This window comes from Paenarthrobacter sp. CCNWLY172, from assembly GCF_037402035.1.
Classification (GTDB): Bacteria; Actinomycetota; Actinomycetes; order Actinomycetales; family Micrococcaceae; genus Arthrobacter.
In genome coordinates, this window is the sequence record NZ_JBBEGB010000007.1 from 187,131 (window position 1) to 199,016 (window position 11,886).

The 11,886-nt window shown below is 62.9% G+C and carries 11 protein-coding genes; 9 read left to right on the plus strand and 2 right to left on the minus strand.

What is annotated here, in order from left to right:
• The first annotated feature begins 169 nt into the window (after positions 1-169).
• The 8 genes from WBN73_RS13000 (at position 170) to WBN73_RS13035 (ending at position 8,558) form a co-directional block, all read left to right on the plus strand.
• Positions 170-832: a TetR/AcrR family transcriptional regulator gene (locus tag WBN73_RS13000; RefSeq protein WP_337340451.1), complete on the plus strand. Its 663-nt coding sequence runs from the start codon at positions 170-172 to the stop codon at positions 830-832.
• Complete coding sequence (locus WBN73_RS13005; protein WP_443193263.1) at positions 829-1,743, plus strand: TIGR01777 family oxidoreductase; 915 nt, start codon at positions 829-831, stop codon at positions 1,741-1,743. Before WBN73_RS13000 ends, WBN73_RS13005 begins: the two co-directional genes overlap by 4 nt.
• 77 nt (positions 1,744-1,820) lie before the next feature.
• Positions 1,821-2,267, plus strand: coding sequence for a hypothetical protein (locus tag WBN73_RS13010; protein ID WP_337340453.1), 447 nt, complete (start codon positions 1,821-1,823; stop codon positions 2,265-2,267).
• A gap of 784 nt (positions 2,268-3,051) precedes the next feature.
• Positions 3,052-4,449: an MFS transporter gene (locus WBN73_RS13015; RefSeq protein WP_207596241.1), complete on the plus strand. Its 1,398-nt coding sequence runs from the start codon at positions 3,052-3,054 to the stop codon at positions 4,447-4,449.
• 175 nt (positions 4,450-4,624) lie between these two features.
• Entirely contained in the window at positions 4,625-5,287 is a 663-nt protein-coding gene (locus tag WBN73_RS13020; RefSeq protein ID WP_207596240.1) for a response regulator transcription factor, read from the plus strand.
• Positions 5,284-6,699 carry a sensor histidine kinase gene (locus WBN73_RS13025; RefSeq protein ID WP_337340454.1) on the plus strand — a complete coding sequence of 472 codons (1,416 nt, stop codon included), beginning with the start codon at positions 5,284-5,286 and terminating at the stop codon, positions 6,697-6,699. Before WBN73_RS13020 ends, WBN73_RS13025 begins: the two co-directional genes overlap by 4 nt.
• Entirely contained in the window at positions 6,692-7,678 is a 987-nt protein-coding gene (locus WBN73_RS13030) for a TAXI family TRAP transporter solute-binding subunit (RefSeq protein ID WP_337340455.1), read from the plus strand. Before WBN73_RS13025 ends, WBN73_RS13030 begins: the two co-directional genes overlap by 8 nt.
• A 43-nt stretch (positions 7,679-7,721) precedes the next feature.
• Positions 7,722-8,558 (plus strand): hydroxymethylpyrimidine/phosphomethylpyrimidine kinase, encoded by an 837-nt coding sequence (locus WBN73_RS13035; protein WP_207596237.1) that lies wholly within the window; start codon positions 7,722-7,724, stop codon positions 8,556-8,558.
• A gap of 65 nt (positions 8,559-8,623) precedes the next feature.
• Here WBN73_RS13035 and WBN73_RS13040 read toward each other — a convergent pair whose 3' ends face one another.
• A complete protein-coding gene (locus tag WBN73_RS13040; protein WP_337340456.1) occupies positions 8,624-9,556 on the minus strand; it encodes a cytochrome b/b6 domain-containing protein in 933 nt (310 codons plus the stop codon).
• Positions 9,557-9,857: 301 nt separating this feature from the next.
• On the opposite strand from WBN73_RS13040, the gene WBN73_RS13045 reads away from it, so the two are divergent.
• The gene (locus WBN73_RS13045) at positions 9,858-10,472 is read left to right on the plus strand and encodes a TetR/AcrR family transcriptional regulator (RefSeq protein ID WP_337340457.1); all 615 of its coding nucleotides are present in this window, start codon (positions 9,858-9,860) and stop codon (positions 10,470-10,472) included.
• Positions 10,473-10,572: 100 nt separating this feature from the next.
• On the opposite strand, the gene WBN73_RS13050 is transcribed toward WBN73_RS13045, so the two are convergent.
• A complete protein-coding gene (locus tag WBN73_RS13050; RefSeq protein ID WP_337340458.1) occupies positions 10,573-11,868 on the minus strand; it encodes a serpin family protein in 1,296 nt (431 codons plus the stop codon).
• Positions 11,869-11,886: the final 18 nt, after the last annotated feature.

Here is an 11,886-nt window from a genome sequence, read left to right on the forward strand (position 1 = left end):
TCGGGCTTGAACCCAACGCTCTCCCACATCCCTCGGGCTTGAACCCAACGCTCTCCCACATCCCACGGGCTTGAACCCAACGCTCACTCACACCCCCTTTTGAACGCGTTCAGAAATATGCCATACTCAGTCTTGAACACGTTCAAAATACGTCCCAGGGAGCGGCACCATGGCAGCAAAGAGTGAGCAGACCCGCCAATTAGTGGCCGAGGTCGCGCTGAAAATGTTCCGCGAGGTTGGCTTTGAGAAGACCACCATGCGAGCCATTGCCCAGGAGGCCGGGGTCTCCGTCGGCAATGCCTACTACTATTTCGCATCCAAGGACGAGCTCGTCCAGGAGCTTTACGTTCAAGTGCAGGATGAACACGCCGTGGTCGCGGCGCAGGCCTTGGAAGGAGTCCAAGATCTCGCGGGCCGCCTGAAGGCAGTGCTGCACACCGGCATCGACGTCATGGCGCCGTACCACCAGTTTGGTTCCGACTTCATCGCGACGGCGATCCGGCCGTCGTCGCCCGTCAATCCGTTCGGCGAGGCGTCCACCGCCGCACGGGAGGCTTCGCTCGCAATCTTCCGGTCCGCCGTCGAGGGCTCCTCCCCCGCCGTCGCGAAGAAGCTGCGCGGCGATCTGCCCGAGCTGCTGTGGCTGGCGTACATGGGAGTCGCGCTGTTCTGGGTTTACGACACCTCCGAGAACCAGCGCCGCACACGCAAGCTGATCGACGGCGCCGCCCCGCTGGTGGCGCGCGGCTTGTCGCTGGCGAAGGTTCCGGGCGTCAGCAAGGTGTTCGATGACGTTCTGGGACTCGTGCGCAACGTCAAGGAAGATTCGTGATGCGGCGGACAGTAGTCATCGCCGGCGCTACTGGCTTCATTGGCAGCTACTTCCAGCGGCGGTTCCTTCAAAAGGGCTGGCAGGTCCGGACCGTTGGGCGGGACGCTTCGGCTGACGCGCAATGGCACGACGACGGCGCCATCACCAAAGTGCTGGACGGTGCCGAACTGCTGGTGAACCTCGCCGGACGATCCGTGAATTGCCGTTATGACGAGCGGCACAGGAGGGAGATCCTGGACTCCCGGGTTCTCACAACAAGTGCCTTGGGCCGGGCCGTTGCTGCATGCGCCGAACCGCCCAGGACGTGGATCAACTCCAGCACCGGAACCATCTACCGGCACGCGGAAGATCACCCGCAGTCGGAGGTTTCGGGTGAATTGGGCAGCGGGTTCTCCGTGGACGTGGCCCGTGCATGGGAAGACGAGTTGGCGGCTGCCGTTGTCCCCGGCACCCGCAAAGTGCCGCTCCGCATCGCGATTGTCCTGGGGGCGGGCGGCGTCTTGAGTCCCCTCCGGAACCTCGCCCGCCTCGGTTTGGGTGGGCACATGGGTCCGGGCACGCAGAAGTTCAGCTGGATCCATGTGGAGGACCTGTTCAGGACGGTGCTGTTCGTCCACGATCACGGAGAGCTGAGCGGTCCGGTGAACGCGGCGACGCCCCACCCAGTGGACAACCGGGAGCTCATGGCCATGGTTCGGCGAAGCATGGGTGTCCCCTTTGGCATCCCGACACCCGCATGGCTGCTCGAGGCCGGCGCCGTCCTCATTCGGACACAGACCGAGCTGGTCCTCAAGAGCCGATGGGTAGAACCCCGGAAGTTGCTCGACGCGGGGTTCGCGTTTGAGTATCCCTCGCTGGCTGGCGCCCTCAACCAGATCGCCAACGCGCACCCCAAACCCTCTCTCACATAACCGCACCTTCAAGCGAACCGTCTCTCACATCCCCGCCCCTTCAGGCGAACCGTCTCTCACATCCCCCGGAGGTATTCATGAGTCAGGAACCCTGGTCAGACAAGGAGGAATTCGCGCTGGCGACGCGGAGCCCGTCGGGAGGCTGGCGATACGGACCTAAGGACCGGGTGGTGCTCGGCGGCAAAGGACTGGCAGTTGGCATCGCCGTAGCGCATCTGACTTTCTGCGTTCTCGTCAGCATCCAAGCACCTGAGTGGTGGATCATCTTTTTCATTTACAGCTTGCTCCCCGCCTGGGCAGTTGGTGCTGCCGTGGGATCGCTCCTTGGGCTGGCGCTGCGTCGCATTCGGAGCCAGTGGGTTCACGTGGCCGCGTTCTTCTCCGTCGGACTACTCATGTGCGCACCGCTTGGCGGACTCTCGGCAACCGGTCCGTTGCTGCTCTCGTTGTCCATCGCCCTCGCCGCCGGCGTTGGTCGCATAGCCATCTGGAAGCTGGTACGAATCAATCCCTCTCTCACATGATGGCCTCTTCAGCCGGACGCTTGCTCACATAATCGCCCCTTCAGCCGGACGCTCCTTCACTATCCAGATGGAAAACCGTGAGCCAGGCACCATGGAGTGACGAGGATAAGCACTCTTTGGCGACGCGGAGCCCGTCGGGAGGCTGGCGATACGGATCCAAGGGCCGGGTGGTACCCAGCGGCAATGGACTGACTGTGAGTTCGCCGTAGCGTACGTGACATTTTGCGCCTCATGGGCATCCAAGCACCAGGATGGGCCGTCATCTTTTCTTCGCTAACGTCTGCTCCTGGTCTCGGCCACGCGGGCTCGCTCACCATGGAGTTTGCCCCTGACTCATCGAAGACTTGGGTCACGCCCAAGACCAACGCCAGCCAAACCCGAGGGAAGTGAAAGAGCGTCCGTCGGAAACCCGAGGGAAGTGAAAGAGCGTCCGTCGGAAACCCGAGGGATGTGAGCGAGCGTGCGTCCGGACGCGCCAGCTAACGCTTCGCCCCGCCGTCCGGTCCCAACCGCCCTCCGGTCCCGACCGCCGTCGAACCTCACCCGGCACCCGTGATACCAGCCGTACCGGCCGAAACCTAAGGAAGTGTTAGGAAATGCCCTGCCAGCTATGGCTGTGCCGTGCATCACCCATAGCTTGGAACATGTCCTCTTCACCCCGGAGGGCCTTTCTTAGTCGACGAAGAGCCATGCGCAAGGACGCCATGAGCACCAGCTTCATGGACAGAACGAACTCATGCAAGACACGGCTGCCGTATCAGGCGCCGTCCAGGAAGGTTCATTGATGAGCACCCAACAAGCTGCACCTCTGAGCGAAGCCGCCCAGACACGTAAGGCCGTGAGCAACATCCTCAAAGGCTCCGCGGGCAACCTCGTGGAGTGGTTCGACCTCTACGTTTATACGGTTTTCGCGGCGTATTTCCAGTCGCACTTCTTCAACTCCTCGGACGACCTGCAGGCAGGCCTTGAGGCGATGGCTGTCTTCTCGACGTCGTTCCTCATGCGTCCCATCGGCAGTTGGTTCTTCGGCCGCTATGCCGACCGGAAGGGCCGCAAGGCTGCCCTGACACTCAGTGTGACGCTGATGTCGGCCGGTTCCTTCGCCATCGCGATCCTGCCAACACAAGACGTGATCGGCCTCTGGGCCCTGATCCTGCTGGTGTTCATCCGCGTCGTGCAGGGCTTCTCTGTCGGTGGCGAATACGGCACCAGCGCCACGTACATGTCCGAGGCAGCGACGGCCAAGCGCCGCGGTTTCTTCTCCAGCTTCCAGTACGTGACGCTTATTGGTGGGCAGATGCTTGCCCTCTTGGTGCTCGTGATCCTGCAGAACACCATGAGCAAAGAAGACCTGACCGCGTGGGGCTGGCGTATTCCGTTTGCCATAGGCGGTGTGGCTGCCCTGGTTGTTCTCTGGCTCCGCCGTTCCATGGAAGAAACCCTTTCGGCCGATCAGCTCCGCGCCGCCCACGTCAAGGTTGAGGGTGAAGCCCAGCCAGGCACCATGAAGCTGCTCTTCACCAAGCACTGGAAGCCGCTGCTCATCTGCATCGGCATCACCCTGGGCGGTACCGTGGCGTTCTACACGTACACCAACTTCATCCTGAAGTTCATGAACGATACGTCCGGCATCGCGAAGACAGATACCTCCGTCATCAACTTCTGGGCTCTGTTCATCTTCATGCTGCTGCAGCCGGTGTACGGCCTGATCTCGGACAAGGTTGGCCGCAAGCCCTTGCTGATCTGGTTCGGCGTGACCGGTGTGCTCTTCACGTGGCCGCTGCTCTCCACCCTGTCCGGCACCAAGGATCCGTTCATGGCGTTCCTGCTGATGCTCGGCGGCCTGCTGATGGTTGGCGGCTACACGTCCATCAACGCGCTGGTGAAGGCTGAACTGTTCCCGGCATCGATCCGTGCGCTCGGTGTGGGACTCGGTTACGCGATTGCCAACTCGCTGTTCGGCGGCACGGTTCCGTTGATCGGTGCGGCGCTGCAGAAGTCGGATCAGGTGGACTTGTTCTTCACCTACGTCACGGCAGCCATTTTCATCTCGCTCCTGGTGTACATCTTCGCGTTGAAGAACAAGAAGGCCACTCACCTGGATGCCGAGCAAGGCAACGCTTTTGTGGCTAAGGGCACTGCGAAGGACGACGACGACAAGAAGGACCTCGTCAACGCCTGACCTGGCCGCTTTGTGAGGCCCGCTCTGCCCCCTTTGGACACTCCGAAGGGCGCAGAGCGGGCCTCACAACGTTAAGCTCTAGTAGCGGACCAGAACCAGCGGACCAGGACCAGCGAACCAGGACCAGCGAACCAGCCCGCAGTAACCCAGCCGAGCAAGACAAAGGACCCTGACAGTGCAAGTGCTCATCGTCGAGGATGACGACGCCATGGCGTCGGCCTTGAGCGCTGCCGTCGCCTCTGCCGGCCACAAGCACACCAGGGTATCCCGTGGCGAGGATGCACTCCTGGCTCATCGGCAGCACGAAGTGATCCTGCTGGACCTCGGCCTCCCGGACCTGGATGGCTTGGACGTCCTGCGGAAACTCCGCCAAGTAACCCAGATTCCCATCCTGATCCTGACAGCACGCGACGACGAGCGCAGCGTGGTGCTGGGTCTTCGGTCCGGGGCGGATGACTACCTGGTCAAGCCCGTGAAGCTCGTGGAGCTGCTCGCCAGAATCGAAGCGGTCACCAGGCGCACCAATCGCTCAGGCCAGGAAACCCCGCACACCATAGTCCTCGGAGAGCTGGAGGTGGACCTCCACCGTCGCGTGGCATCCGTGGGCCAAAGGCACCTCGCCCTCACCGCAACCGAGTTCGACCTCCTCAGCCTCTTGGCCAGGAATGCAGGCTCCGTGGTCACCCGGGAACAGATCCTGGACGCACTCTGGGGAGATGCTTTCCTGGCCCACTCCCGGTCCTTGGACGTGCACCTGACAGGCCTCAGATCCAAGCTCCAACTTCCCGGATTCATCATCAACGTCCGGGGCGTCGGCTACCGCGTAGAGCAACCGTGAAAGTCCGCGTCCTCGGCATCCTGAGCCTGCTGATGGTGATCATTGTGGTGACGGTATCCAGCGTGATCCTGACCTCTGCCAGCCGGGAACTCACCCAGGAACTGCAGATCAACCGCGTCGCAGCCCTCAACCGCTTCGCGCAACTGGCCAGTGACGCCGTGGAGGACAACAACACAACCCAACTTCAGCGGGAAATGGACCTCTATTCCGAGCTTTATGGCGAGGGAATCCTGATCCGGCTCCAGCAGGAGACCCTCCGCTCCGGCGGTCTCAGCGAAGACCATTCAGAGGTCGAGGACGCCCTCAGCCGGGCAAGCCTCAACCTCAGCGACACCACGCTGAACCCGGTCCGCGCTTTCGGTACCGGCAACGACTTCATCTCCAGGTCCTTCGGGACAGCCAGCCAGGTACTCGGAGAGGTGGTCCTTGAAGTCGACCTCGACGCAGCCCGGCAGAAGTTACGGGAGCGGTGGCTCGTCGTCGTACTTGCCGCGGTGGCGTTGGGCGTGCTGCTGCTCGTAGCGGCATCGCGCATCACGGGATGGGTTTTGCGCCCGGTCCATCGCCTCAGCAAGGCAGTCCACGAGCTCGAAGCGACGGGAAGAACCAGCCAGCTCCCCGAAGCCGGGCCGCCTGAGCTCCGGGAACTGAGCCGATCCTTCACCGCCATGGCGGATACGGTGACCGAGAGCATGGAGTCGCAGCGCCGGCTCATCGCTGATACTTCGCACCAACTGCGCAACCCCGTAGGGGCGCTGCGGTTGAGGATCGACCTGCTGCAGCTCGCCTTGCGTTCGGTGCCCGAAAAAGAAGCGGCGGCCGGCGTCGTGGCGGAACTTGAGCGGGTGGAAGAGATGCTCGACGGCGTGCTGAAGCTCGCGACGGCGGAACACCGCGCCTTTGAGGGGTCTGCCCGGGCTGAAAAAGCACCGGAACACCAGCGGTTGGCCGTCATCGACCCGTACCCGATTCTGCAAGGCGAGGTTGAACGGGCGACGCCGGCCGCTCACCGTGCCGGTTCAGAGCTCACCTTGGAGGGCCCTGGGTCAGAAAGCCCGATCGTCTGCGACCCCGATGAACTCGCGCACATGGTGGGCGAACTCCTCGCCAACGCCATCAAATACGCGCCGGGGGCCACCATCACGGTGGCGACCCGGCAGACGCAAGGAGGCACCGCCGTCGTGATTTCCGACGACGGCCCGGGCCTCCCGGCCGAACAGCTCGCCGCATCCACCACCAGGTTCTGGCGGGCTCCGCAACACAGCAGGATCCCCGGCAACGGGCTGGGGATGACCATCGTGGAGCGGCTTGCAGAAGCAAATGGCGCGAGGCTGGTCCTGGAGGCCCGCGAGCCCCATGGCCTGGCGGCACGCCTCGAGTTCGTGAAACCGGAGGAGGACACGCATGCCTGAACCCCTCAAAGTCTCGCGGCGGAGTGTCTTCCAGACAGCCGTGGCGCTTGGCTTGGGCGGCAGTCTGCTCGCTTCAACAGCAGGCTGCACCACAGAGGAACGCCCTCAGGAAATCACCGTTGCCGGCGGCGAATCGGGCGGCTTCTACCTTGAGTTCGCCAGCCTGCTCGCCGACTTGCTGGAGCGTGAAGGGGTCGCTGGGAGGTCAGTTGCATTGACCACCGGCGGAAGCCTCGAGAACATTCAGCGGGTCTTATCCGGCGAGGCGACGCTCGCCGTCGCGCTGGCCGACGCAGCCGCCCAGGCAGCTCCCGGACGGGGTGAAAGCCAGTTGGTGGCCTTGGGAAAGGTGTACCAGAACTACGTCCACTGCATCGTTCGGGAAGACAGCGGAATCCGAACCTTCGCTGACCTCGCCGGGAAGACTGCGGGCGTGGGTGAGGTGGGCTCGGGAACCACCCTCACGGCCGGGCGCATCATTGCTGCCGCCGGGCTGTCTCCTGAAACGGCCGGGCCGGAACGGGCACTGAAGCAAGCCAACTTTGGGTTGAACCAAGCCCTGGCCGCCTTGCGGGAGGGTTCCCTTGACGTGATGATCCAGTCCGGCGGTGTTCCGACGGCGCCCATCGCTGCTGCAGCCCAGGAAACAGGCATGCGTCTCCTCGACATCTCGGAGTTCATCCCGGCGACCCGGGCCCAATCGGGTTTCTTCTATGACCGCGTCCTCATCCCCGCGAACAGCTACGGGAACGCACCCGCCGTCTGGACCGTGGGCGTAGCCAACCTGCTCCTGTGCCGCAGGGATCTGGCCGATCACGTTGTCCGGCAAACCGTTGAACTCCTGGTGGAACAGGCCCAGGATCTGGTGCCGAAATCCAGCACCGGCGTGCAGTTCCTCAGCCCCGAGACACTGATTAACACCGCCGGCGTCCCGTTGCACCCGGCTGCACAGGCTGCCTACCGGGCGCTGCACGGCTAGCCCCGTTTAGGAGTCAAACCGGAGCAACTGCCAAAATGATGACATGACTTCAGCCGTTGCCCCTGCCATTGCCCTGACCATTGCCGGCTCCGAAGCGACCGGTGGCGCCGGCGCGCAGGCCGACCTCAAGACCTTCCAGGAACTCGGAGTGTTCGGCATTGCGAACCTCACCTGCATCGTGTCCTTCAACCCGCAGGACAACTGGAACCACCGCTTTGTGCCGGTGGACCAGCACGTCATTGCAGACCAGCTGGAAGCCACGACGGCGGCCTATGGTGCCGCTTCCGGCGCACCGTCGGTGTTGGACACCGTGAAGATCGGTATGCTCGGAAGCCCGGCAACCATCAGCACCGTGGAGAAGGCACTGACCGACGGATCCTTCAAGCACGTGGTGCTGGACCCGGTCCTCATCTGCAAGGGGCAAGAACCAGGCCACGCCCTGGACACGGACCAGGCGTTGAAGGCGCAGATCCTGCCACTGGCCACCTTCGTCACTCCGAACCACTTCGAAGCCGAGTCGCTGTCCGGCCTCACCATTACTGACGAAGAGACGCTCAAGGCCGCCGCCATCCGCATCCACGAGATCAGCGGCGCAGCAGTCCTCGCCAAAGGCGGGGTTCGGCTGGAAGGCCCCGACGCCGTCGACGTTTACTACGACGGCGAGACGCTGGAAGTCCTGCGTGCTCCGAAGGTCGGCGAAGTTGCTGTGTCCGGAGCCGGTTGCTCCCTTGCTGCAGCTGTGACGGCCGAATTGGCCAAGGGTGCCACGCCGCTTGAAGCTGCCCGTACGGCGAAGGCGTTCGTGACCGCGGGTATCAAGAACCGCGTGTCCTCCGGGGCTCCCTTTGATGCGCTGTGGCAGGGCGGGGCCCTGTCCTAACCTCTGCGTCACGCAAAAACAGCCGCCCCGGAAACACTTCCGAGGCGGCTGTTTTTGCGTGTGGGTTAGCGGGAGACCTTGCCCATGAGCGAGGCGATCGGGCGCAGGAACAAGGGCCGGGCGAGGAACCAGGCGGCCGCTGTGAACACAATGGAAGCTGCGAAGATCCCAAAGCCCCACCAGCTGTTGTTGTCGTCGTTTGCGGCGTACATGTGGTTGAGGTTCCTCAGCGCACCTGTTGCCAGCACCAGGGTGACGTGGACGATCACGAACGCGACGAAGTAGATCATCACCGGGAAGTGGATCTTGCGGGCAAGTTCGATGGGGTAGAACTTGTTGATCGCGGCCTTCTTTGGCCATGCCCCAGACATCCGAAGGCCCGTGATGATGGCCAGCGGGGCCGCGATGAAGACCGTGATGAAGTAGGTGAGGAGCTGCAGGCTGTTGTAGTTGTTCCAACCGTTTTCGACGGGCCAGTTCAGCGAGGCGTACTGCAGACCGGCCGAGATTGCGTTGGGGAAGACGTCCCAGCTGGTCGGCACGATCCTCAACCACTGCCCGGTGGCGAAGAGCAACACGATGAAGATGATGCCGTTCAAGACCCAGAGCGCGTCAAGCGTCAGGTGGAACCAAAGGTCCAGGCTGATCTTGGTAGGCGGGTTCTTGGTCTTGATGAAGCCCTTGTTGTTCCGCGTCCAGTTGGCCGCCGGGCGGGTGGTGGTCCGCACCTGCCAGCCCGAACGGATGATCAGGACGATGAAGAACATGTTGAGGAAGTGCTGCCAGCCAAGCCAGGCGGGGAAGCCCGTGGGGGCGCCTTCGGGAACGGCCGAGTGCCCGGGGTAGTCCGTCAGGAATTGCTGGACCGGCTGGAGGGTCCGGAGCCATTGCGCAACGAGCACAAGAATCAGTGCCACCACCAAAGCTCCTGCGGTGACGACGACGGGTTTGAACCACCTGTTCGACGTGATCCCGGACGACTTGCTTGAAACGGACATCAGGCCGCGTTCCTCTCTGGCTTGTTTGGCTGCGACCAGTTGGCGCTATACAGCGATTCAACCAGTTGCGGCCCGACGGTGAAAACGGCACCCGGGTTTCGGGGCGTTCGACGTCAAAAATCGCAGCATTCGGATACATGCCGCAATACGTATTTCTAGAACAGACTTCCAGAATTATTTCCTGTGTTTCATGAGCCAGTCAAGGCTTGTTGCTGGCTATCTGGTTTCCTTGGGAGGTAGGATTCCAAAAAATAGCCGTCCGACACTCCGATCTACGTCCTGCCGCGAAGGGAGGCCAAGCGTGGTCCGTAAGACGTCCGAAGTAGCCAGCCATGCCGGCTCCTGGAAATGGACCCGCACCGCGGCAACCCAACGCAACCTGCTGGATGCGGCCAGCGATGTATTCGTCGAGCATGGCTTCACCGGCGCGAGCATCTCGGACATCGTGGCCCGCGCTGGATCCAGCGTAGGCAGCCTCTATCACCACTTCGGCGGCAAGACAGAACTCTTCCTGGCACTGTGGGACGACTATCAAAACGAACACGAGCGCCTGGTGGCCGCGGCCGTGGCCAAAGCCCGTAAAAACGGCGAGAACGACCCCTTGGCCCTGTTCAACGTAGGCAGCCGCAGCTACTTCGACTACACCTGGAAGCACCGTGATCTGGAGCGGGTGTTCATTGAAGGCGACACTCCCCCGGGCTTCGAGGTACTGCGACGCGAGCGCGGACGCGAGTGGGTCCGGCAAAACACCGTGCTCCTGGGTGCCAGCGACGACACCCTTGGCAGGCTCACGGTGGCTGTCATCACGGACATCGTCACCGTGGCAGGGCAGGAAGTAGCCCTCAGCGCCACCAAGCGCGAGGCCGACGAAGTGGTAGATGCGGCGGCCATACTGGTGAGCCGCCTGGTCCGCTAACCGCGGCCACTACCGGCACTCAGGTCGCGGGAAAACGCCGGGAACCCCCGGAAACTTCCGGCGTTACCGCAGCGTTCCAGCGAACTCGATAGGCCGGCCCTCACCGCGGGTCAGCCACCCACCCCGTGAACAGAGGCATTCCCGTCTCCACATGCACGATCTCGTAGTGGAACGGGCGGTCGAGGATCAGCTCGCGTTGGGGTTCGGGCGCTGCGGCTGAGCCCACGGCGTTAAGTTGAGTGACGGCCGACGCGATGGTGCCCTTCTCGGCAACCGTAATGTTGGCGGCCTGCGCAGCCTGTGTCAGTTTCATGTCCGGCTGGATGGCGTTGAAGTCCTTGTCCGTGGCCAGCATCTGGTTGAGTCCAAGTGTTTCGAAGACCTTTCGCAGGTCGAACGTGGTCTTGTGGTCCCATTTGGGTAGCTGAAGGTAGACCATATCCACAGGAGCGCTGCTCAACCTGGCTGCCACCTCACCCAGCACCTCCGCAGAAACCGCAGCCGAACCCGACGCACCGCCGTCGGGCAGTATCAGCCGCATCACGAAGCCCTCGGCGTAAGGCAGGTCCACGGCTTTCCATCCGGGAGCTTCCGCGTAGGCCATCGTGAGCGATGAGTGCATGGTTGGCGTGTTGATCACCTCACCGCCAGCCTTGGTAAAGGGCGCGTCCGAGGTGTCGCTCGCGTCGAAGGGCGTCTGCCAGGCAGCTGCGAAATAGAGCGTGTTGAGCAGGCTGAACGTGTTGTCGGAATCGTATTGTGCGGGTGCTTCCTTGATCCGACCCCCGGTGTTCCTGCTGACCCAGCGGTCGATGGCCGGTTTGGTGACGGCCTCGTCCCGGAACGACACCGGGTACACCCCCGTGCCGAAATGTTTGGCGAGCGTGGCCAGGAAGGCCTCGCCGGTAGGGACGCCTCTATCAATGAACAGCCCGTTGGCAGCATGCATCACCGGTTTGCGCGGCGGGTCGTCTTCGTCCACCGAGCTGGGGTCGCCGTCGAACTTTTCCAAGGAGGCGAGCAGCGCGTTCATCGCTTCGTCGCGCCCCTCGGTGGGCAACCCCAGAGCTGAGTCCATCTCCGTGGCCGTGGCACCCGAGGCGCCTGCGCGGAGCATGCTCAACGCGATCAACAGGCTTGCCGGCGACGACACGACGTTTCCATTGGAGGAGTCGCCGCCATCGGCGAGCAAGGTGGCACCGAGCTTGCGTGCAGAGGCGTTGAAGGCTTTAAGCTGCGCCGGGTAGTCCGCCGTTTGCACCGACGCCCGGGTCACGCCGTCGGCCGTTTGGAGTTCGACGCCGGATGGTTGGGGTGCGCAGGCGCTGAGAGTCGCAGAACCACTTACCACTGCGGCTGCCGCGATGGCCGCGGCCACCTTCCGGACTGAATTCATGGCGCATCCCCTGCTTGG

Bases quoted from the DNA above. Each gene is read 5' to 3' on its own strand.
- WBN73_RS13050 (WP_337340458.1), bottom strand. From the start codon at position 11,868: ATGAATTCAGTCCGGAAGGTGGCCGCGGCCATCGCGGCAGCCGCAGTG.
- WBN73_RS13030 (WP_337340455.1), top strand. From the start codon at position 6,692: ATGCCTGAACCCCTCAAAGTCTCGCGGCGGAGTGTCTTCCAGACAGCC.
- WBN73_RS13015 (WP_207596241.1), top strand. From the start codon at position 3,052: ATGAGCACCCAACAAGCTGCACCTCTGAGCGAAGCCGCCCAGACACGT.
- WBN73_RS13000 (WP_337340451.1), top strand. From the start codon at position 170: ATGGCAGCAAAGAGTGAGCAGACCCGCCAATTAGTGGCCGAGGTCGCG.
- WBN73_RS13040 (WP_337340456.1), bottom strand. From the start codon at position 9,556: ATGTCCGTTTCAAGCAAGTCGTCCGGGATCACGTCGAACAGGTGGTTC.
- WBN73_RS13035 (WP_207596237.1), top strand. From the start codon at position 7,722: ATGACTTCAGCCGTTGCCCCTGCCATTGCCCTGACCATTGCCGGCTCC.
- WBN73_RS13010 (WP_337340453.1), top strand. From the start codon at position 1,821: ATGAGTCAGGAACCCTGGTCAGACAAGGAGGAATTCGCGCTGGCGACG.